Genomic DNA, 21,989 nt, shown 5'->3' on the forward strand with positions numbered 1-21,989 from the left:
TCTAGGCGCCTGGGTTTCCTGGTAGCCGCGGCTCAACGAGCCGCCGGAGCGGGGAACTCAAATGCTGAAGGATGAATGCTGAATGCGGAGTTAGGCCCAGAATCGCTCCCCTCCGCATTCCGCATTCATCCTTCAGCATTCCCCATTTGTCTCCGCTCCGGCGGGTCGTTGCCCCGTGGCTACTGTTGCCTCCTTGCCACATCACGTTGCCTCGACGCAACGCGACCGCTTATAGTGAATTTAACGGTTCAGCGAAGTAACGCCCTATTTCACCGCGGTTTACGGCATGCAGATCCTGCTTACGAACGACGACGGCATCTACGCCCCCGGTCTGGCGGCCCTGGAACACGAGTTGCGAAAGATCGGCTCCGTCGAAGTCGCCGCGCCGTTGACCGAGCAGAGCGGCGTCGGCCACTCGATTACCTACCGCACGCCGCTGATGGCCCGCGAGATTTACGACGGCCCGCGGCGGCGCGGCTGGGCGGTCGAGGGCAGCCCCGCCGACTGCGTCAAACTGGCGATCACCGAACTCTGCCGCCCGCGTCCGGCGCTGGTGGTGAGCGGGATCAACAGCGGCCTGAACGCGGGAATCAACGTCCTGTACTCCGGCACCGTGTCGGCGGCGATCGAAGGCGCCTTTTTCGGCGTGACGAGCATCGCCGTCTCGCTGGAATGGGACGAGCAAGCCCGTTACGACGTCGCCGCTCAATTGGCTGTTCCGATTATTTCTCAGATTCTCGCCCAAAAGGGACCCGAACCACAACTTTACAACCTGAACATTCCGCTGGCGGCGCTCGACCGACCGACTGAAGTGCGGGTCACCCCGATGTGCGTGGCGCCGTGGGACGAAAGTTACGAACGACGCGACGACCCGCGCGGCCGCCCCTACTACTGGGCGACCGGCAAACAACACCCGCCGACCGACGCTTCGACCGATCTCGCCGAACTCCGCTCAGGCAACATCACGCTGACGCCGCTTGGCTTTGACATGACGCGACGCGATAAACTGACCGAGATGCGACGCTGGCAACTCGGCTCGACGCTGAGTCGTCAACCGACGGCATAGAAAATCAAATCGAATACATTCAACACAGAGGACACAGAGAGCACAAAGAAAGCGATTGGAGCAAGCAAACTCCATCGCGTGGCCGACCACTGACAGCCGAATGCCGATCGCCCGCCCCTCTGTGTCCTCTGTGCTCTCTGTGTTGAAAGAACTAGTTCCATTGGAAGGAGTATCGGCATGCACGCCTCGACCTTTCGCTCCGCCCTCGCCCTCGCCCTCGCCGCCGCGCTCGGCTGCGGAGACGCCCCGGCCCTGCCGACCGGCCCGGCCGCGCCACCAGCCGCCAGCACGCCTGTGCCGGAGGAGAAGCCCCTAGTCGCCGGCATCCCCGGCGAAGCGCTGCCCGAAAACGAGATTCCGGTGACGGATATCCCGCGGAAGTTTACTTCGAAGGATCCAATTAAGGGTCGACGTACCCGCCAGGATGCGAAGGAAGGCGCCAACGTGCTGGGCATCAGTTCCGCCGCGGCGGCTGGCCTGTATGCCAAGCACCAGACGATGATTTTGGCAATCGACCACGCGAACCAACTCTATTATCCGCAGAACGACTTCTCCTATCCCAAAACGCAAGAGTCCTTTATGAAGGACGTCGTTGCCTTGGCTCTCAACGGCGTTCCGCTGCCGGAAATCCCTGCGGACCAGGAATACTGCTACGTTCCTGCACAAGGCGAAGTCGGTCTGCAGATTCGTCTCGTGCCGGGCAGCCCGAAATCGAAGGTGCCGGCCGGTACGACTCCCGAAAAGGCCATCGAAATGCTCGGCGGCAGCCTTGAGCCCGAAGAGCCGGCGTACGTCCCGCCGACCACTCAAATCAGTCCCCCCCCGGGGGAACAACCCGCCGCCCCTGCTGCCGACCCCGCTGCCGCCGCGCCCGGCGAACCAGAAGGGGGCCGCGACGACGCCGGCAATCCGCTCGACCTCCGCGAACGCGCCGCCGGCTTCGGCGGCGCGTCGCCGACCGACGGCTTGTCCGAATAGGGCTGATTCGAAAAGGCAACATCGAGACGCCGCTTCCGGCCGAAATCGGCAGCGGCATGCAATCTGCGACAGTCACCGCTCAAGACCTTCGAAGGAGTTCCAACACTTCATCCAGCGCACGGAAGCGACAGCCTCGTCCCTCACGACCTGCTTCTCTGACGTGCTATGAATCGATCGACTTCTCCTTCGCTGTTCGGCCTCCCCTCGTTCGCGTGGAAACTGATCCTCGCGGCGGCGATTCTCGCCGTCATGCTGCTGACTCGCGCGAATGCAGCTCACGCCGATAGCTGCACAGCGACGCCGCTGCGCACGCCACCGGCGCCCCCCGCATGTCCGCCAGCGCAAGACAGCTGGATCTTCCTGCCGAGTCGCTTTACCCACGATCCGACCACCGGCGCCCGCGTCGCCCAGTATGCGATGAAGCCGCCGATCGAGCCTTTCGACGACCCGCGCCGTGTCACCAGCGGCTACTCGCGCAATCGCACAATCATCCGCGGCGGCGACGGCTCGGTCGACACGATTTACCGCGTCACTAGCTTCGGCAACGGCCGCGGCGGAATGGACGCCGAGTGGGAACGCTTCCACGACGCGTGGCGCGGTTCCACGATCGCCGGCGGCCAAAGCCAGGCCTTCATCCCCGGCTACGGCGCGTGGTACGGCGGCGGCTATCGCAACAGCGGCGGCTTCGGCGGCGCGGGCTACGGCGGCGGCGGTTACGCACCCGGCGGAGGTGGCTACGGTCCGGGCAGCGGCGGCTATGGTCCGGGCGGGGGGGGATACGGCCCCGGCGCCGGCGTCCCGCCCTGGGGATATGGCGGTTACGGCTACGGACCTGGCTACGGCGTCCCCGACGCCGGCCGCCTCGATCCCGATGGCGCGGACGGCTATCGCGAACCGCAGTACCGCACGCCCAACCGTGAGTTCTACTACGACGAGCCGGCGCGCGACTTCGACAATGGCGGCCATCACGGCGGCGGCGGCGGGCATCACCACGACTGATCAAGTTTTTCACCACGACGGCACGACGAGCACGGCGGAAATGCCTTTCAAGCTACGCCTTGTTTAATCCTGTATTTACTTTGCGCCTTCGCGCCTTTGCGTGAGATCATCTTGGTTTAGATCTCACGCAAAGGCGCGAAGGCGCAAAGAAAGACGGAAGAGCGAACGACTTGTTCTCGTCATGTCTGTCGTGCCGTCGTGGTTCAATTCTTACGGAACAGCGTTAAGGCACGGGGCGATTGGTCCGGGCACTGTTCACCGCATCGATCGGCTTGCCGTCGAAATAGGCGGTGTATCCTTTCAGCAGCCACCGGTCGCCGCTCTTCGCCCACTCCATATCAACCCGTTGGTTAACGTACGGAACAGGCTGGCCGCTCGAAACGTGAATTCCGTTGAGGAAGGCGCGCGAACTCGACGTGGCGCTGCTGGGCGTTGTTGACTCTTCGAGCGTCACCTCGATGTTCCGCCCGCTGCCGGCGCTCTCGACCTTGACCGATGGCATCAAGGCTTGCACGTCCGCGCGGATTTGGGCGGCGCTAGGGTCAACGAGCGCCAAGACGCCCTCGACGTCGTTCCGGTCAACGGCGGCGTAAATGTCGTGAACCGCGGAAGCGACCTGCTCGCGATCGGTCTGCACGAACCACTCAATCGCCAAGAGGACGATCGTCGCTGCAACCGCGGCCGCCAAAGCGCCCAGCGAACCGCCGGTTCGGCGCGCCATAAAGAAGACCAACGTGAGCGTCGTCGCCAGTCCGCCGATGACGGCGATGGCCAGCCCGTTTTCGGTGAAGAACGTCATCGTGAGTTCCTTAGCAACAGGTGTGGCCGCAACGCGGCCTTCCATACGAAGGCTGTGGGAGAGGTCTCTGCCCCCGAAAGCGGCGCTGTGTAACCGCCATGGCTCGTGGCAGTGAACGGATTCGGCGTCGGAGACGCCTCCCACAAATGAGTGAACGTGCAAAGGGGCCGCAACGCTGCCTCGGATGTAAAAGTCTCGTCTTGCGGCTTATTTCGATGATACGACGCATGCGCGTTTGCCGCCACGCATTCCGCCAGTTTGCCCGCAGTTGCAACGGCTCTGTGGGCGACGGCGGCCGGTACAATAGCACTTAGATGCCTCGCCTCGCCGACTACTTTCGAAGCACGTTTGGCCTCGACCTGCGGTCGCTCGCGGCGATGCGCATCGGTCTGGCAGGGGTCGTGCTGACCGATCTCGCCATTCGCGCCAGTGACTTCCGCGCCATGTATTCCAGCGCGGGGTTCGCGCCGGTCGAGTTCGTCCGCGAGCTCCAGCAGCTCCCCGTGTGGTCGCTGCACCTCCTCAGCGGCAACGACGCGTGGCAAGCGCTGCTGTTCGGGCTAGCCGCCCTGCTGGCGCTGGCCATGCTTGTCGGCTATGGAACGCGGCTGGCGGTCATCGGCTCTTGGATCCTGCTCACGTCGCTGCAGATGCGGCTGCCGCTGGTGCTAAACGCCGGCGATACAATGCTGCGCGTCGCCCTTTTCTGGAGCATGTTTTTGCCTGTCGGGGAGGCGTGGTCGCTCGATGCGCGACGGCGTCGCAGTCCCGCGGAATTGTCTCAGGGTCATCCGCACGTGTCGTTCGCCACGTTCGCTCTGATCGTTCAGCTCGCCATTGTCTACTGGTTCGCCGGCTGGGCCAAATGGAACGATGCCTGGCTTCGCGAAGACGCCTTGGGCAACGTCTGCAAGTTTGGGCTGTACGGGCTGCCGCTCGGCACCGCGCTCAGCGGCTACCCTGCCCTGACCCAACTGTTCAGCCGCGTCACCGTCTGGTTAGAAATTCTTGGCCCGCTGCTGCTGTTTATACCGTGGCAAGCGGCCCGACTCCGGCTGATTGCCTTCACTGCATTCGTACTGCTCCACCTCGGCATCGCCGTGACGATGACCGTGGGACTGTTTTCCTATGCGGCGATTGCCGTCTGGCTGGCCGTGCTGCCCCGCGAATTCTGGGACCGCTTCGCGGCGTTCCGTTGGGCCGAGCCGCCGCCGCCCGTGAGCATGACGCCGATTACCTCAAGCCGGCGCTTCGGCCGGAACTTTATCACCGCGTTGTGCGTCCTATCGCTCGCCATCGTCGTGTACTGGAACGTCGCCAGCGAAGTTTCCCGCCACGCCCTCAATTCGTTCGACCGCTCGGTGCGAATGGTGGGACATCTGACCGGCTTGCGACAGGGCTGGGGGGTGTTTGCGCGCCCGCCGCGACGCGACGGCTGGTTTGTCTATCAGGCTCGACTTCAAAATGGCGAGCTGGTCGATCTCTGGAGCGGCGGCGCGGAGGTGCTCCAACAGAAGCCGGCGCTGACGTCCCGCCAATTCAGCAACCACCGCTGGCGAAAGCTGCATCTCCGGCTCCGCGCGGACTCGTGCGCGCCGTACCGCCAGGCGCTGGCCGACTACATGATTCGCCGCTGGAATGCCGAACATGGCCCCAGCGAGCAAGTCGTGCGGCTCGATTTCTATTACTACTCGCAAGAGTTCGATCTGGCCGGCACGCCGGGCGACCACGCCCGGATGACGCTCGCTCAGGTCGTCGCCGGCGACGAAGGGGGGAACTTCGCCGAAGCCTTGCGCGACGGCAGCGAGTTTTAAGTCGGCGCGACTTCCCCGATCACCCGGGCGATGCCCGGAACCGCTCGCGCAGCAGCATCGTCGTGGAGCCGATGCAAATCACCGCGAGCACGATTTCCAGCGGCCAGAGCGGGATCACCGGTTTGTCGGGCGTCGAGTAATTCGGCGCGCCGACGGCGCGCTTCTCTCCCGAACCGCTGTCATCGATCTCCAGCGAGCCGCTGGCGACCGCCGAGCGGGCCTGGTACTTGTTCTCGATGTTTGCCTGCCGCTTGCCGAACTTCCCGCCCGTGGCGAGCAGCGCCGCGAGCCCCACCGCGGTGAACAGCGCGAACCACAGCCACGGCGAGTCGGTAATCGGCGCTTTGGGCGAGCGCTGATTCTCAGATTCCCGAGACTGTGTCGCCATGACTTCGTCGCTTTCTAAAGGGAGCACCGCTGATAAACGCTGGCCGGACGCTAACGACATTAGCGCCGCCGAGCGTCTATCAGCGGTGAATTCCTCGCCGCGACTCTCGTCCGGCGATTACTTCTTCTTAAACAACGGTCCGCCGTAGATGGCGCCGTCGCCCAGCATCTCTTCGATGCGGAGCAGCTGGTTGTACTTCGCCATCCGGTCGCTGCGGCTCGCCGAGCCGGTCTTGATCTGACCGGTCGCCAAACCGACGGCCAGATCGGCGATCGTCGCGTCTTCGGTCTCGCCGCTGCGGTGGCTCGCGATGCTCGAGTAGCCGTTGCGATGGGCGAGATTGATCGCGTCGATCGTCTCGGTGAGCGTGCCGATCTGGTTCACCTTGATTAAGATGCTGTTGGCGATCCCTTCGTCGATGCCGCGTTGCAGGCGCTCGACGTTGGTGACGAACAGGTCGTCGCCGACCAGCTGGCAACGGTCGCCGATCTTGTCCGTCAGCAGCTTCCAGCCAGCCCAATCATCCTCGGCGCAACCGTCTTCGATCGAGCAGATCGGATACTTGTCGGCCCAACCCGCGAGCAAGTCGACCATCGCGGCCGAATCGAGCTCCTTGCCATCGATCGTGTAGACCTTTTTCTTCGTGTCGTAGAACTCAGTGCTGGCGACGTCGAGCGCGAACCACACCTGCTCGCCTGGTTTGTAGCCAGCCTTCTCGATGGCCGAAAGAATGACGCCGAACGCATCTGCGTTGGCGGCGAGGTCGGGAGCGAACCCGCCTTCGTCGCCGACCGAGGTGTTCAGCTTCTTGTCGTGGAGCACCTTCTTCAGGTTGTGGAAGATTTCGACGCCGCAGCGGAGCGCTTCGCTAAAGTTATCGAAGCCCAGCGGCATTACCATGAACTCCTGGATGTCGACCGAGTTGTCGGCATGCTGGCCGCCGTTGAGGATGTTCATCATCGGCGCCGGCAGGAGGCGAGCGTTCGAACCGCCTAGGTAGCGGAACAGCGGCAGCTCGCAGTAGCGGGCCGCAGCGTGGGCGACGGCGAGCGAGACGCCGAGGATCGCGTTGGCGCCGAGGTCCTTCTTGTTCGGCGTGCCGTCGAGATCGATCATGCGGCGATCGACCGCGATCTGATCCATCGCGTCCATGCCGATCAGCTCGTCGGCGATCTTGTCGTTGACGTTGGCGACCGCCTTCGAGACGCCCTTGCCGACCCACTTGCCCTTGTCGCCGTCGCGAAGCTCGTTGGCTTCGTGGGCGCCGGTGCTGGCGCCGCTCGGCACGGCGGCGGTGCCGGTGGTGCCGTCCGACAGGGTGACGTCGACCTCCACGGTCGGGTTGCCGCGGGAATCGAGAATCTGGCGGCCGCGGATATCAACAATCGTGCTCATGGCGGGGTCCTTTCGTAGGACGGTGGGTTGGTTCGCTTGGTCATCTGTCCTGAGATGCGAAGAACCCGCCATTTTAGGGTTTGGCCTGCCGCTGTCGAGCGGGGGTTTTCGAGCGTGAGACGGCTCCTTTCAATGTACTGAGACGCCGGGGGCGGGGACGCCTCGGCTCGCTTTGAGTGATTCGTGTTCACCTCGTTCATGACAACTTCTTTAGCTTGGAGACGCGCCCGCTGCCGACCCACTCGGCGACGTAGATATTGCCGTCGGCGTCGAAGCAGGCGTCGTGCGGGTGGACGAACTTGCCGGCGTTCCACTGCTTCTCGTCGCCGCGGATGGCGAAATTCGCGTCGGCTTTCATCCGCTCGCTGTCGTCGCCGAGATGGGAGACGACCTCGTTCTTGCCGTTGAGCAAGGTAACGCGGCCGACAAGGTCGGGGACGAGCAACAGTTCGCCTTGCGAGTCGACGTTCGCCGGCAGGAGGAAGCCGTCCTGCGTGCGGCGGTGCTCGCCGTCGAGCGTGAACCACTGGAGGCGCTTGTTCGCTCGATCGGCGACGACGACGAGAGGTTCGTCGCCGCGGGCGTCGATCCAGACGCCGTGGGGGGTGTTGAACGCGCCATCCGCGGGTTTGTCGCCATCGGACGGTTTGCCGAAGCTGCTGAGCCACTTGCCGTCGGCGTCGTAGCGGTGCATGCGGAAGCTGCCGTAGCCGTCGGCGAGGTAGAAGCCGCCATCGGGCAAGAATGCGTAGTTGGTGGGATGGAAGCGATCGCGGCCCCACGGATTGTCGGTGCGCGGCAGCACATTTTCGCCCTCGGCGTAGCCGCCCGCCTCCATCGGAGCGAACTTGTGCCAGACGGTCTCGCCGTCGGGGGTCAGCTTGGCGAACGACCGCTTCATCTGATACGCGGTCGCGTAGACGAAGTCGTCGCTGCCCTCCTGGCGGACTTCGAGCCCATGGCCGCCCCCTTGGAACTGGCTGCCGAAGGAGCGGATGTAGTTCCCCTCGGGATCGAAGACGAAGATCGACGGATGATCGGGTTGGTCAGGGCGACCCTCATGAATGACGTAGACCGAGCCGTCGCTGCCGACGGCGACGTTGTGGGTCGTCTGCCAGGTGAACTTTGCGGGAAGTTTCGCCCAGTGGTGATCGACTTCGTATTGATGGTCGCCGACGCCGACGATCGGTCGCTTCGCATCGCTCTTGGCCGCGGTGACGAGCGCGGGAGCGGCCACCAGAGCGAGCGAGCCGGCCGCGGCTTGTTGGACGAAGGTGCGACGAGTGAGCGAATGATTGGTGCGCGACATGACGCTTGATCCTGAAACGGATGATGTTGAAAAGAAGGCCGCCGTTTTGTCCGCCGTTGATTCTACCGCAGAGCGGACAAAACGCGACTCGCCGCGGCGCAAGTCGTTGGCGCTGCAGGCAGTTCGGCGGTTGGCGTTTTGTCCTGACATAAGGGCGTTACCGGGACTGAATGGGCAATTGGAATCGTCAGTGGTCAGTGGTCAGTGGTCAGTTGCGAAGGCGATGAGGTTTGATTCTGGCGGCAGCCGCCACTGACTACTGACAACGGACAACTGACTGTTTAGCTACCTCGAACATAGAGAGGTGCGCGGCCATTTTCTACAAAAAAGTTGTCGGGATATTGTGGAGCGAGGTGGCCACAAATGAGGGCTTGACGCGCGCGAGCACTTGGAAAACGCACCATCTTGATTCAGGTGAACCGCCAAGAGCGCCAAGGAAACACGGCGAACCTGAAATCGTCGCTAGCCCTTGGCATCGCATTTCTTCCTGGCTTAGATTGGGTTGCTGATGAACGCAAGCTTGCGGAGATTGAGGTCATGCCCAAGTCCCGTTGCGATTACTGCGAGGCTGAGCTCGAGCCGAGCCGCGAGTTCATCTACGAGATGGAATCGCAGAACTTCGTTGACGACGAGGAATGGCTTGAGGAGATTCGTCGCGTGCCGGCTTACCACGGAGAGCCGCTGCGGATTTGCAAGAAGTGTCAGGCGAGCATTGAGCGGAACGAAGCCGATCTCGAGTCGGACGCCCCTGAAGAGGATCACGAACAGCGCGGCGCTTTCAGGCTGTTGGCATTTGTCGTGATCCTGGGGGCTTTGGCAATCCTCACTGATATGGTGATCTCTTTCTTTCAGAGCCCGTAACGTCTGAAATCCCAAGCGGGGCGTTCCGGCAAGCCGTTGACCCGCGGCTACTTCGAGGTGAGATCGAAGTTAAACGCGTTCTCGCCGTCGGCGGTCACTTCGCTGCGCAGCGTCGTCTCCGAATTGTAGCGGGCCGGGACGTATTGCTCGCGCGGTTGGAGGCCCATGATGGGGTTCTTCTCGCCGACGAAATGGGAGGCTTCGATCTCGACGCGATGGGCGCCTGGCTTGACGCCTACCTCGAACTTGCCGGCGGCGATGGGGGCGGCCGCGGGCGTGCCGCCGCCTTCGGGGGTGAAGGTGATGTAACCATCGGGCATCGGGCTGCCGTCGAAGGTGACGACTCCGGTGACCGGAACTTTTCCGTCGCCCGCGCCGCAACCGACCGCGGCGAGGAGCAGCGCGCCGAGCAACGCACCGCGATGCGCCGGTCGTACCAAGCAAAAGCCGCGCGCGTGTTGATGTTCAGTCAATGCCGACGCCTCCGCCGCGACTGCCAAGTTGGTTGTAAACGGCGACCTCGACGTCGTCGGAGATGGCCGCGACCGAACCGTCGACGCGGGCGGCGTTGACGATGCCGCCGCTGTGGTAGCTGCGGGCGGCAATTTGCATTTCGCTGGTCACTTGCAGGCAGGGGGCGTCGGCGGGAGGCTTCAGCGCGCACCAATTGAAGCGATCGGGGCGAGAGGTGTTGGGCGGATAGAGGGTCGTGAAGAGGACGCCGCCGTGGGTGGGATTGTGATAGCGGCCGCGCAGGTCGTGGGAGTCGGTGTCTTCGACCAGTTTGATCTCGGTGAAGGCAAGCGTGTTGGAGAGCCCGTCGGTAATGTCGGCCGGCGAAATTTTGGACAGGGCGAAGTAAACGCCGTCCTGACGGGCGCTCGACGCCGCGCCGACGGCCGTGTCGCCGGGCAACGCCTTGTTGAAATAGAGGCTTCCCGCGCTGGCGACGTAATTGCCGGAAAACCCTTGGGTCGGCAAGCCGTCGAGCCCGCCCCAGAAGGTGTGGAGCTTCGGCGATAGGTGATCCGCCGGGCACATCGCCGAGGGGATGATCGTATCTAATTTCGGGAAACCGAGGGCGCTGGCGCCCGCTTTTTTCATGTGAGCTTCGAATTGCGCGGAGAGGGTCGCTTGCTCGATGTACGGCCACAGATCGTGCATCCAGCAGCGCCGGTCCTGCTCGGTCGGGCCTGTCGCTCCGCCGCCGTAGCGATCGATCCAGTTGTACGTTCCGGGCGGGAACTGCTTCTTGCTCGACTCAAAGTTGAGGGCGCCGAGCGCGATTTGCTTGAGGTTGTTGACGCACGTCGAGCGACGGGCGGCCTCGCGCGCCGCCTGCACGGCGGGGAGCAGCAGCGCGACCAGCACGCCGATGATGGCGATCACGACGAGAAGCTCGACGAGCGTGAACGCCGAGGGGGCGCGTCGGCGCCGATGCGGATTCGTCGCCTGGAAGGTCATGGGGCGGCGCCCTATGCAGGTGGAGCGAGAAGGGAGCGATCGACGATGGCGGCAGAAAAGGACTGAGGCAAACACACTTTCGTCAGTTGCCGTACCTGGGGGCGAGGGCAATTCTACCCGACGAGACCGACTTTGCACGTACAATCTGGAAGATTCCCAGCGAGGCGTCGGCGCTGCTGGGCGGCAGATCGACGCTCACATGCGGTTGGCGAGGCGCCACGATGCAGGACGGGCAAACCACTGGCCATGATCGCACGGATGATCCGTTTGAACTGAAGCGATTCGTCGAGGCGCAGGAGCACGCCTACGCGCGGGCGCTCGCGGAAATCCGCGCTGGGCGGAAGGAGAGCCACTGGATGTGGTATATCTTCCCGCAGTTCGACGGGCTGGGGTTTAGCCCGATGGCGGAGCGCTACGCGATCAAAAGCCTGGAGGAGACGCGGGCGTATTTGGCGCATGCGACGTTGGGGCCGCGGCTCGTGGAGTGCGTCGAGGCGACGCTGGGGGTCGAGGGGCGTTCGGCGCGGGAGATATTTGGGACGCCGGACGATTTGAAGCTGCGGTCGTGCGCGACGTTGTTTGCGGAGGTTTCGCCGGCGGGGTCGGAGTTTGAGCGGTTGCTGGGGAAGTATTTTGGCGGTGGGCGGGATGAGAGGACTTTGCGGTTGTTAAGTGACAATGACAGTCACCCATAGAAGAGCGATACTGAATATGACGCGACGCGTTTTGCATGTTGGTCCCTGCCGATGGAGCGGTGTTCCTCTGTTGCTTCCAGGCGAGGAGAGACCGCCTCGCAAACCATCGCCAGTTCCACGTGGGCAATCTTCGTTTGAGTTCTTCTTTCGGCCAATTCTTGGAAGTTTGTCCGCCTATTGGTGGATCGATCCTCCACTGTTTTTTGGGGGGCCATTCGATCAAGAGTTGGAAGATGCGTGGAAAATCATCGAAGCTGACGGATTGGCGCCGCCCGGGACGATCCTACCGAATTTATCGCGACATGTACTAAATGACTGGTGCGATGTGATTGGATTTCTGGAACCTCCTCCGGCAACTGAAGTCGAACAGTATCGAAACAGTGAACGTTCTGTGTGGGAGGCGGATCTGACGTTTCGAAACGTCGATGGCGCTTTTTGGCTCATGCACAGCAGAGATGAGCAACTTTATGCCGCAGTAGAGGGATATCTGCATAAGATCCCCGATGCGAAGTGTTTCTACGAAGATCTAGATGCGGACGGGTAGCGTGGCTGCGACACAACTCCGTTGTGACCACGCGAGATTTGTGGAGGCGACGAGCGTCTATTCCGCGACCACCGGTCGCGGCTTTGTTTGCGCGGCGACCCAGGCTAGCCATTCTTGCGTCGGCGGGCCGTAGGGGCGGAACTTGGTCTGCGTGCCAATGTCGTCGCGGTAGAGGAGCGCGCGGTTTTCGCCGAGCAGCGTGGCCGCCGGCGAGTCGATGACGCTCGTCGAGTCGGCGCCGCTCATTTGCATCGCGACGCGGAATTCGATTTCGCGTAGCGAGAGGCGGTCGATGGCGCGGGTCATCGAGTTGTACGACTCGCACCAGAAGAGGACGTGGACGCCGACCACCGGGCCCTCTTTAAGGATCTCGCGGAAGCGTTTGTCCGGGGCCGGCGCGGAGCCGTTGGTTTTGCTGAACGAGAAGCTGTAGTCGTCTTCGGTTTGGCGGAGGTCGCGGATCTGGGCGAGGTCGTAGACGATGAGGTAGAGCGACGGGTAGCGTTCTTCAGGCGATTCGCCGCGGCGTTTCACTTCGTCGGCCAGGGCGCTGACGGCGGCGGCGGCTCCGCGCGGCGGGACGACTTCGACCGCGTCGCCGACGGCGGCGGCGACTTCGGCCCACATGCCCGGAACGCGCGACTCGGGGCGCGTTCCGTCGAGGACCGTGAAGCGGACCGCCGCTTCGCCATGCTGGGCGTGGAGGGCGATGACGGCATTGGCGAGCATGCCGGCGGCCATCTCTTCGTCTTGGCCGATGATCGCGATGTTGTGGCCACCCTGGCGGCGGAGGACGAGGTGAGTGGCCGGTTCGATGCGCACCGCGGAACCGAGCCAAAGGGTTGGTTCGAGGTGGGTCGTCAGCTCGGGGCGGCTGATCGCGGCGACCATGTCGGGGTTGTCTTGCGGGTTCGCCGGGACGTTGCCTTCGAAGACAATCGTGGGGGGCGGGGTGAACTGCGCGCTAAGCGGCAAGCCGCGGAGGGTGGTGAGGTACTGTTGGCGCTGCGGGTCGGGGAGCCAGACCACTTGGAACGGATGATTCCCGGCGACGAGGCCGTTTTGGTCGTTGTAAATCGCTTCGCCGGGACGGTTCAGCAGGCGGGCGGCGGTGTTCTCGTCGCTGAGGATGAGGTGGGCGTCGGCCTCGCTGCATTCGAGCGCGATGCGGATGGCCATCTGGCCCAGCGTGCTACGGGCGAGCGAGTAGGCGCCAGCGAGGGTTTGCGAACCGAGCATCACGTGGATGCCGAAGGCGCGGCCTTGGCGGACGAGGCGGTCGAGCAGCAGCGCGGCGTCTTGGGCGAGCTTGTCGTCGGCGACGAAGAGTTCCTGGAATTCGTCGACGATGAGCAGTGTGCGCGGCATCGGCATGTCGGGAACCGCACGGCGGAAGCCGGCGAGGTCTTGCACGGCGTGCGTGCGGAAAAGCTCGCCGCGGCGGCGGAGTTCGGCGTCGAGCCGTTCGAGCACGCTGACGCCGAACTCTCGTTCGCTTTCGATGGCGATGACGCGGGCGTGGGGCAACTGGCCGTTGGCGTAGGCTTTAAACTCGACGCCCTTCTTGAAGTCGATGAGATAGAGCTCTAATTGCTCGGGCGAGTAATGGAGCGCGGCGTTCGTGATGAGCGCGTGGAGCAGCGTCGACTTACCCGAGCCGGTCTTGCCGGAGATGAGGGCGTGTTGCGACGTGCCGATGCCGAAGCGAAGCGATTGCAGCTCCTTCGCGCCGGCGCGGCCGATGGGGACGACCAGTTCGCGGGCGCTGTCCTCGCTCCAAATCTTGTCGGGCGCGGGGGCGACCATCGCGAAGGGGACTTCGACGCGGCTCGCTTTGCGCGATTGCTCGCCGGCGGTGCGGAGGAGGCCGTTGAGCGTCTCGGGGTTGGGGATGCGGTCGAGTTCGAGCGGCAGCTTTTCGAAGAGCGGATAGTTCCAGACGAGGCGGTTGTCGACCCACTGGAGGTGGACCGCGTCGTCGAGCAGCGGCTGCAGGCGGAACTCGTGGGGGAGCTTTTGGTCGGTATCAATGCTGAGCAGCGTGAAGACGCCGCAGCGGGGGCCGCTTTGCGAGATCGAAATGAGCTTGCGAGCCGCCGAGTCGGAAAAGCCATGCGGAAAGTTCGCGGCGACGACCACATGGTACGGCTCGGCGACTTCGCCCGCGCTTTCGTTGTACTGGTGGATCGTCGCGAACTCGTTGCGAAGGTACTTCTGTAGCACCTTTTCCATGTGCTGGCTGATGAGCGTCAGGCGGTCGTCGATCTGCTTCGGGTCGGTCCAAATGCGCGAGGCGACGAGTTGTTCGTCGTAGTCGGCCAGGTGCATGAACGCGGCGAAGTTTTCGCCCAGGCCGGCGGGGTCGATGATGGTGAACCGCAGCTTGCCGGCGGGCATCGACGTGAGGAAGCGGAGCATCATTAACTGCAACACTTCGACCGCGGCGCGGCGCCCTGCCCCGTCGGCGGTGATCACCATGCGGGGCTGTTCGCGCAGCGGCATCGTCGCCGGGAGGACGAGCCGTTTGACGCCGGGATCGAGCCGCTTGTCATCGGGGACGCCATGCTTCACGGCTTGGAGCGGCAGCGGGCATTGGCCGAAGGGGATCGCTTCGGGCGGTTCGGCAGGACGCTGCCAAGCGGCGAGGTCGGTGACGTTCCAATCGGGGAAGAGCTCGCGGCAGCGCGCTTGCATCGCGGCGAGTTCGTCGGCGACTTCGCGGAAGCCGTTGAGCCACGCGTCGGCCATCGCTTGCCAGGCTTCGGCTTGCTTGGCGTTGGCGGCGTTACGGCGGGCGTCGAACTTGGCGGCGTTTTCGCCCTCTTCACGTTTGCGGTCGGCGGCTTGCTGGTCGAGGAGCGGGGGATACTTCGCATCGGCGGCGGCGAGGGCGGCGTCGCGCGTGGCGGCGAACTCAGCGCGGCGGGCGGCGTGTTCGGTTTCGAGACGCGTTTGTTCGGCGGCGTGGGTGGTTTGGGCTGCGGCGGTTTTCTCCGCAAGTTGAGCGCGGGCGTGCTCGACGTCTTGATCGCGGCGGCGGAGATTTTCCTGCGCGAGGCGCTCGCTGTGAGACTTTGCCTCGTGGAGCGCGGTCTGCTCGAACTGCCGCGACTCGTCGAGCCAGCGTTGGATGCGGCCGAACTGCTGGAGCGAGCCGCGTCGGCCGCGCGGGAGGGCGACGGCGACGATGGCCGCGCCGATGATGGCGCCAACGACCGCGCCAATGATCCAGCCGAGCAGCGCGAAGCCGCCGACCAACCCGCCGACGAGGCAGCCGGCGACGACGGCGCCGCCGAGCCAGGCGGTCCAGCGGCCGCCTTCGATGAAGAGCGACGCGAGCTTTTGGTCTTGGAGGTCGAGGACGCCCTGCTTGAGGCGATTGAGGGCGTCGGCGAGGCGGTCTTCGGCAGATGCGGGGCGCTGCGATTGCTCGGCTTCGCTGGGAGCGGCGGCTGGATCGGTCCGCCAATCATACTGGGCGGCGGCCTGCAGTTGGCCGCGCATCGTGAGGAGCGTGTGGGCGTCGCGCTCCAGCCCCTCGGCAATGCGGCGGCGCGATTGCAGTCGCTTGGTCGCTTCGTCGAGCAGCTGTTGCGGGTGATTCTTGTGGGCCTCGTAGACCGTGTTCGCCTGCCACTGGGCTTCTTCGGCGTGCTTTTCCGCGGCTGCGAGATCCGCATCGCGGCGGCTCGCGTTGGCTCTCAGGGCCGTCTTGAACTGGGCGTCGGCCTGACGCACAGCGTCGTCGTGGGCGGTGACGGCGGTCTGGCGGACAGCGGCGAACTCATTCTCCAGCGTGCGAATCTGGAGCGCGTATTGTTCATTGATGCGATGCGCCGTAGCGGCGAATTCTTGATCCGCTTCGGCGAGTTCGGCGCTGATGGCGGCGGCGAGGATCCGCTCTTCGCCCGCGCGCTTGTCGGCCAGCTGCTGCAGGTGCTGCATCAGCTCGAGTTCGCGGCGGGTCGAGAGGCGAGTCATAAGTACTGTTGAATGATGAATGCGGAATGCTGAATGGGGACTTAAATGCCGGAAGCTTGTTGCTGGATGCTGGATTCTCTCTTCTCTTCCTTCAGCCTTCAGCATTCATCCTTCAGGATTGCCTCCGCGCTACTGCTCACACTCGGCGTGCATGTGGGTGACCAACACGCCCATGCGGGTCATCGAGTCGAGGGCTAGTTTGACCGTTGGGCCCAACGGTTCCAAGTGATTCTGGCAAAAGGCGCGGCTGACGCCGTCGTTCCACTGCTCCGACGCTGCCAGCCAAGCGGCTTGCAGGTCGTCGAAGGCGTCGCGGATGTGGGCGGCGCTGGTGTAGAGGTCGGCGGAGCGCATTGCAGGGGTCAGGGGTCAGGGGTCAGGAGATGATTGTTTTGATCAATTGCAGGTTCTGTCGCGGTTTCTGTGGCGGCTGACGCTGGTTGCCGGATGCTGGACGTGTGATTGGCTGTAGGAGCCGTTGGTTCGCTGGGCAGCGACGACTCCGGCGGGCGTTCGATTTGGTACTCTTCGAGGCGGCGGAGGATCGTTTGCAATAGTGCGGCCGCTTTGGGGACGTCGAGTTCCATCGCGCGGCGGAGTTGGCCGATGCGGCCGTCGTATTCAAATTGCTCGTGGCGAAAGTTGCGTTGCCAGCGGCGCACCGACTCGCACTTTTCCTGGCAATAGGCGCGGCGGACTTTGGCGGCTTCGAGCGCCGCCTTCTGTTCGCGGCAGGTCGGACGTTCGCCGGCGACGGTCATCATCAGGCAACGTTCGAGTTCGAGCTTGGCCGAGTGAACGGCATCTTCGGCGTCGTGGGTTTGCTGTTTCCAGTAGGCGGGGCGGTCGTGTTCGACCCAGTTCGACGCCCGGTGGAGCTCGCCGTCGAGGACGTCGACGGCGGTCTGCACCCGCTGCTGGAATTTCAGCAGCGAGGCGCGGAGGGCCTCGATGGCGTCGGTCGAGCGGACTTGGGCGGGGGAGGACATAGTAATGCTGAAGGATGAATGCGGAACGCTGAATGGGGAATGGGGAATGGGGGAACGGCGCACGGCCTTTCCGCATTCAGCATTCATCCTTCAGCATTGGCCTATCGCTGCGTCAGGTATTCTTCGATCCGTTCCGCTTTGCGCAGCAGGAACGGGGCATATTCGTTGGTGGCTTCGATCGAGCGGCCGATGAGCTTCATGTGCTGCTCGAACTCTTCGGTGAACTTCTTTTGCTCCTGATCGCGCCAGGTGACGTTCAGGGCGTGAAGCTGACCAGCCAGGGCGGTCATGCGCTCTTCGAGTTCCGCGTTGAAGAGCTTGAGCTGATGGGCAAAGCGGCGAAGCTCCGCCGGGTCGACGACTGCTTGCGACATGAAGAGGCCTCTTACTCCGAGCGTGTTCCGTGGCGACGGCTGGAGGCTAAAAAACGAACGTCGCACCGCCCGTGAGTTTGATTCTAACCCCGGGGTGATAGAGGGTAAAGAAAAGGCCTGCGCAACGGGGGCTTCGCCGCACGATCGCCGCGGAAGGGGTACGGCGGTGCGGGGTGTGACGGTTGCGCGGTTGAGAAGCGAGGGTGTCGGGAGCCTTTTGCCACTGGGCGGCTGACCATGAAAATTGAGTCGCCAGTGGCAAAAGGCTCCCGACACCGTTGGCGTTACCTGGGGGGCAACACGCCCATGCGGTCGTTGCTATGGGAGTGCAACAACTCCGGCAACGGCCGGTCGGCGCCGCGGTAGGAGGGATCGATCGAATCGAGTTCCTCGGCGACGGCGCGAACCGTGTAGTGGATCTGCTCGGGCGTGTGATTGCTGGTGATGAAGAAGCGCAGCCGGGCGGCCCGTTCCTCGACGGCGGGATAGAGAATCGGTTGCACGTTAACGCCGCGACCGCGGAGCAACTGGGACAGTTGCAAGGCGTGGGCCGAGTTGCCCGTGATGATCGGGACGACCGGCGTGTTGTTGCTGTTGCCGGTGTTGAGTCCGGCATCCTTGGCGAGGCGGAGGAACAGCCGCGAATTTTCGGCGAGGCGGGCGACGCGTTCCGGCTCCTCCTGCAACAGGTTGAGCGAAGCGAGGGCGGCCGCGGCGTTGGCCGGCGAGAGACCCACGCTGTAAACGAAGCCGGGCGCCGTGTACTTGAGGTACTCGACGATCTCTTTCTGGGCGGCGATGTAGCCGCCGCAGCTGCCGAACGACTTGCTGAGCGTCCCCATCCAGAGGTCGACGTCGCGCGGATTGATGCCAAAGTGTTCCGACATGCCGCGGCCATGGAGGCCCATCGTGCCGATCGAGTGGGCTTCGTCCACCATCAAGTAGGCCTTGTGGCGTTTCTTGATTTCGACGAACTGCGGCAGATCGGGATAATCGCCGTCCATGCTGTAGACGCCTTCGACGACGATTAGCACGCGGCGGTATTCGTGACGAATCTCGCTGAGGATCTTCTCCAGCGCTCGCCAATCATTGTGCGGAAAGGGCCGACGGCGGGCGCCGCTGAGGATGGCGCCCTGCATGATGCTGTTGTGCGACAGGGCGTCGTGGAGGATCAGGTCGCCGGCGCCGAAGAGATGGCCGATGACCGTCTCGTTCGTGGCGTGCCCGCCCACCAGGACGATGGCGGCTTCGGCGCCGATGAAGTCGGCGATGCCGCGCTCGAGCGCGCCGTGGAGCGGCTTCTCGCCCGAGACCAACCGGCTGGCCGAGACGCTGGTGCCGTAGCGAGCCACCGCTTCTTGCGTGGCGCGGACGACGACCGGGTCGCCCGACATGCCGATGTAGTTGTAGCTGCAGAAGTTGACGTACTCTTGCCCGTTGATGATCGTCCGGTCATTCATGATCCCTTCGTGCACCGTGAAGAAGGGATTCGTCATGCCATGCTGAGTGGTCAGCTTGAAGTTCTCCTGCAGGCGGAGGAAGTCGGCCGACTTGGCGAATTGATAGTCTTCCTCGGGGACTTCGTAGGCGACCGGGGCAGTCTTGCGGTCCTTGAGCTGGCCCCCCATGAACTGCTCGATCGCTTCGACGACTTCGCCGCATGTTTCCATCGACGGGAGAATCGAGTCGGGAAAGCGGCCGCCGAAGGCTTCTTCCAACGAGGCGACGATTTCCATCCGCTCCAGCGAGTCGAGCCCGAGCTCGACGATGTTGACGTCCCAGTCGAGCTCGCCGACGCGCTCGCGGCCGATTTCGCGGACCTTGGCGTAGACGACTTCGATAATCTGGGCCCGGTTGCCGGTGAGGCGGGGATCGGCGCCTTGGGCGGCAGCGCCGTTGGCATGGGAGTACGATGCAGGCTTCGTCGGCAGGTGGGCCGCCGCGCCGTTCATCGCCTTCGGAGCGACGGGAGCTTGCGGCAGATCGGCGGCGGCTTCGAGGCCGTCGGCGTCGTAATCGATGCCGTCGTCGACGCCGTCGTCGAGATCGGCGTCGACGCCGCGACGGCGGGCCGATTTGACGACTTCGACCTGTCCTGTCTCAGCCGACCAAGTCGCGACCGCAGCCAGCGTGCCGGCGAGGTAACCCGCCTGGCAGGCATGGCGTTGTATTTTGCCGCTGGAGGTCTTCGGGATGCTGCCGGTCTTCAGCAGAACGATCGCCGAAACGGCGAGTTCCATCTCGTTAGCGACCCGCTTGCGGATAGCGGCGACAATTTCCTCGAAGTTGAGGTGTCGGCCGCGTTCGGTCTCTTGGACGATGACCAGCCGCTCGGCGCCTTGGTCGCCGACGGCGAATGCAGCGCCGGCGCCTGGCTTCACTTTTTCGTGGGCGCCATCGATCGAAAGTTCAATGTCTTGGGGATAGTAGTTCACCCCGTGGATGATGATCAGATCCTTCAGGCGGCCGGTGACGAAAAGCTCGCCCTTGTGGAGGAACCCGAGGTCGCCGGTGCGCAGGAACGGTCCGCGGCCATCGCGGAGCCGCGCCTGGAACGTTTCGTGCGTCGCTTCTTCGCGACGCCAGTAGCCCTGCGCCACGCTGGGGCCGGAGACCCAGATTTCGCCGACTTGGTTAGCTGTGCACGGCTCGAAGGTGTCGGGGTCGGCGATGACGATGTTCTGGTCGAGCAAGTTGCCGCCGCTGCCGACGAGTTCGCGGGCATGCGGAGCGTCGCTGGGAACGGGCACGACTTCGTGCTTTTCCAAGGCATGGAGGTCGAACGACTGAACGACCGGTTCCGTTTGCTTGTACCCGCCGGCCACGATGAGAGTGGCTTCGGCCAAACCATAGCAGGGATAAAACGCCTCGCGGCGGAAACCGCATTCGGCGAATGCTTGGCTAAAGCGTTCGATCGTCTCGGCGCGCACCGGCTCGGCGCCGTTGAAGGCGAGCGACCAGCGGCTGAGATCAAGGGTCCGTTTCTGTTCGGCGCTCACCTTCTCGGCGCACAAATCGTAGGCAAAGTTTGGTCCGCCGCTGATCGTGGCGCCTGATTGCGAGATCGCCTGCAGCCAGCGGACGGGGCGCTGCAGAAAGTGGGTCGGCGACATCAGCAGATTCGGCCGGCCCATGTAGAGGGGCTGCAGGATGCCGCCGATCAGGCCCATGTCGTGGTACAGCGGGAGCCAAAACATGCCGCTGCCTGAGCGCGAGTGCTCGAAGGCGTAGGTAATCATGGCCGAGTTGTGCATCAGGTTCGAGTGGGTCAGCATCACCCCCTTGGGCATGCCGGTCGAACCAGAGGTGTACTGGAGGAAGGCGAGCGTGTCGCCGTGGACGTCGGGGCGACGCCACTGGTCAGCCTGCTCTTCGTCCCATTGATCGGTGGCGCGCCAACGGATGCGCTGCAGCGCCGGGGTGTCGGTGATCATCGTCTGCACGCGTTCGAGCACCTCGAACGTGGTGAGCGCGATCTTGGCTTCGGCGTCGTTGGCAATGGCGTCGATCCGGGCCATGTTCCGGTTGCGGCGCGGGGGGTACGCGGGGACGGCGATCACCCCGGCATAGAGGCAGCCGAAGAACGCGGCGACGAAATCAAGCCCCGACGGATAAAGGAGCAGCGCGCGCTCCCCTTCCATACCCATCGCTTGAAGCGAGGCGGCAATGGCGCGGGCCTTGCGGTCGACGTCGGCGTAGGTCCACGCGACTTCGGCCTTCTCGCCATCAAGCAGAAATCTAAAGCCGGCGTCGTTCCCCTGGTGGAGGGCGCGGTGGCGCAGCAGTTCGACGAGGGTCGACGGTCCGAAAAATGATCCGGGAAGTTGATCCGTGTGCACTTGGTAGCTAACTCCTCGCGACGTGACGCCAACCATCAGCGTCAGTGTCGCAGAAACCGCGGGGCTTGCAGGCGGGAGGCCGGGCGGAGCTTGGGGAAGCCCTGGGCGCCGCGGCCGGGAAGTCGGCCCCGCTTCAGATCTCAGGTCCTAGCCCTGACCTCGCTCCGCTGAGCTCGGGCGACCGGCGGGAACCGGAGCCAAGGCCAGAGGCGGGGAGTTCGGGCCGATCAACCGAGCGACCGCATCCTGCAGCACTCGGAACAGTCGCGAGCCCGTTCCAGGGGCCCGACGCTTAAGGGAGTTATTGTATTTGGCTGGCATCGACCAATCACCCCCTGGGAGAGCTATTTTCGGGGTCAGGCGGGATCGAGGGAAGGTCTAACCATGGAGCCTACCACCCTCCGGAACCCCGAGCAAATTACGGCAACCTCGCTAGAGAGCGTATTTACTTGGACTTTGTTTCTGCGGGCGCCGCTATCAGCAAAGTCGGGGAA

The 21,989-nt window shown here is 63.8% G+C and carries 18 protein-coding genes; 7 read left to right on the plus strand and 11 right to left on the minus strand.

What is annotated here, in order from left to right:
* Positions 1-286 precede the first annotated feature (286 nt).
* The 3 genes from surE (at position 287) to I41_RS27795 (ending at position 3,043) form a co-directional block, all read left to right on the plus strand.
* Positions 287-1,066, plus strand: a complete 780-nt coding sequence (gene surE / locus I41_RS20415) for a 5'/3'-nucleotidase SurE (protein WP_145434765.1) — start codon at positions 287-289, stop codon at positions 1,064-1,066.
* A gap of 177 nt (positions 1,067-1,243) precedes the next feature.
* Positions 1,244-2,044, plus strand: coding sequence for a hypothetical protein (locus tag I41_RS20420; RefSeq protein WP_145434766.1), 801 nt, complete (start codon positions 1,244-1,246; stop codon positions 2,042-2,044).
* 165 nt (positions 2,045-2,209) lie between these two features.
* Positions 2,210-3,043, plus strand: a complete 834-nt coding sequence (locus tag I41_RS27795) for a hypothetical protein (RefSeq protein ID WP_210421013.1) — start codon at positions 2,210-2,212, stop codon at positions 3,041-3,043.
* 223 nt (positions 3,044-3,266) lie between these two features.
* Here the strand turns inward: I41_RS27795 and I41_RS20430 are convergent, their stop codons facing one another.
* Positions 3,267-3,842 carry a hypothetical protein gene (locus tag I41_RS20430; RefSeq protein ID WP_145434767.1) on the minus strand — a complete coding sequence of 192 codons (576 nt, stop codon included), beginning with the start codon at positions 3,840-3,842 and terminating at the stop codon, positions 3,267-3,269.
* Between the two features lie 314 nt (positions 3,843-4,156).
* Here I41_RS20430 and I41_RS20435 point away from each other — a divergent pair, with 314 nt between their 5' ends.
* Positions 4,157-5,656, plus strand: coding sequence for an HTTM domain-containing protein (locus I41_RS20435; RefSeq protein WP_145434768.1), 1,500 nt, complete (start codon positions 4,157-4,159; stop codon positions 5,654-5,656).
* Between the two features lie 19 nt (positions 5,657-5,675).
* Here the strand turns inward: I41_RS20435 and I41_RS20440 are convergent, their stop codons facing one another.
* From I41_RS20440 to I41_RS20450, 3 genes are all read right to left on the minus strand, one after another.
* Positions 5,676-6,044 (minus strand): hypothetical protein, encoded by a 369-nt coding sequence (locus I41_RS20440; RefSeq protein WP_145434769.1) that lies wholly within the window; start codon positions 6,042-6,044, stop codon positions 5,676-5,678.
* A gap of 117 nt (positions 6,045-6,161) precedes the next feature.
* Positions 6,162-7,439, minus strand: a complete 1,278-nt coding sequence (gene eno / locus I41_RS20445) for a phosphopyruvate hydratase (protein WP_145434770.1) — start codon at positions 7,437-7,439, stop codon at positions 6,162-6,164.
* 196 nt (positions 7,440-7,635) lie between these two features.
* A complete protein-coding gene (locus I41_RS20450) occupies positions 7,636-8,748 on the minus strand; it encodes an NHL repeat-containing protein (RefSeq protein WP_145434771.1) in 1,113 nt (370 codons plus the stop codon).
* Positions 8,749-9,285: 537 nt separating this feature from the next.
* On the opposite strand from I41_RS20450, the gene I41_RS20455 reads away from it, so the two are divergent.
* A complete protein-coding gene (locus I41_RS20455; protein ID WP_145434772.1) occupies positions 9,286-9,609 on the plus strand; it encodes a hypothetical protein in 324 nt (107 codons plus the stop codon).
* A gap of 47 nt (positions 9,610-9,656) precedes the next feature.
* Here the strand turns inward: I41_RS20455 and I41_RS20460 are convergent, their stop codons facing one another.
* Positions 9,657-10,082: a hypothetical protein gene (locus I41_RS20460; RefSeq protein WP_145434773.1), complete on the minus strand. Its 426-nt coding sequence runs from the start codon at positions 10,080-10,082 to the stop codon at positions 9,657-9,659.
* Complete coding sequence (locus I41_RS20465) at positions 10,075-11,073, minus strand: DUF1559 domain-containing protein (protein ID WP_145434774.1); 999 nt, start codon at positions 11,071-11,073, stop codon at positions 10,075-10,077. Before I41_RS20465 ends, I41_RS20460 begins: the two co-directional genes overlap by 8 nt.
* 86 nt (positions 11,074-11,159) lie before the next feature.
* Between I41_RS20465 and I41_RS20470 the strand changes: the two genes are divergently transcribed.
* Together I41_RS20470 and I41_RS20475 are read left to right on the plus strand one after the other, a co-directional pair.
* Complete coding sequence (locus tag I41_RS20470) at positions 11,160-11,768, plus strand: DUF1810 domain-containing protein (RefSeq protein WP_246133714.1); 609 nt, start codon at positions 11,160-11,162, stop codon at positions 11,766-11,768.
* 166 nt (positions 11,769-11,934) lie between these two features.
* Complete coding sequence (locus I41_RS20475; RefSeq protein ID WP_145434775.1) at positions 11,935-12,312, plus strand: hypothetical protein; 378 nt, start codon at positions 11,935-11,937, stop codon at positions 12,310-12,312.
* A gap of 57 nt (positions 12,313-12,369) precedes the next feature.
* Here I41_RS20475 and I41_RS20480 read toward each other — a convergent pair whose 3' ends face one another.
* From I41_RS20480 to I41_RS27465, 5 genes are all read right to left on the minus strand, one after another.
* Positions 12,370-16,293, minus strand: a complete 3,924-nt coding sequence (locus tag I41_RS20480) for an FtsK/SpoIIIE domain-containing protein (protein ID WP_145434776.1) — start codon at positions 16,291-16,293, stop codon at positions 12,370-12,372.
* Positions 16,294-16,422: 129 nt separating this feature from the next.
* Positions 16,423-16,647 (minus strand): hypothetical protein, encoded by a 225-nt coding sequence (locus I41_RS20485; RefSeq protein ID WP_145434777.1) that lies wholly within the window; start codon positions 16,645-16,647, stop codon positions 16,423-16,425.
* An 8-nt stretch (positions 16,648-16,655) separates the two neighbouring features.
* A complete protein-coding gene (locus I41_RS20490) occupies positions 16,656-17,282 on the minus strand; it encodes a hypothetical protein (protein ID WP_145434778.1) in 627 nt (208 codons plus the stop codon).
* 101 nt (positions 17,283-17,383) lie between these two features.
* Complete coding sequence (locus I41_RS20495; protein ID WP_145434779.1) at positions 17,384-17,656, minus strand: WXG100 family type VII secretion target; 273 nt, start codon at positions 17,654-17,656, stop codon at positions 17,384-17,386.
* Positions 17,657-17,940: 284 nt separating this feature from the next.
* The gene (locus I41_RS27465; RefSeq protein WP_168207051.1) at positions 17,941-21,495 is read right to left on the minus strand and encodes an aminotransferase class I/II-fold pyridoxal phosphate-dependent enzyme; all 3,555 of its coding nucleotides are present in this window, start codon (positions 21,493-21,495) and stop codon (positions 17,941-17,943) included.
* Positions 21,496-21,989 lie beyond the last annotated feature (494 nt).

This window comes from Lacipirellula limnantheis, from assembly GCF_007746075.1.
GTDB lineage: Bacteria > Planctomycetota > Planctomycetia > Pirellulales > Lacipirellulaceae > Lacipirellula > Lacipirellula limnantheis.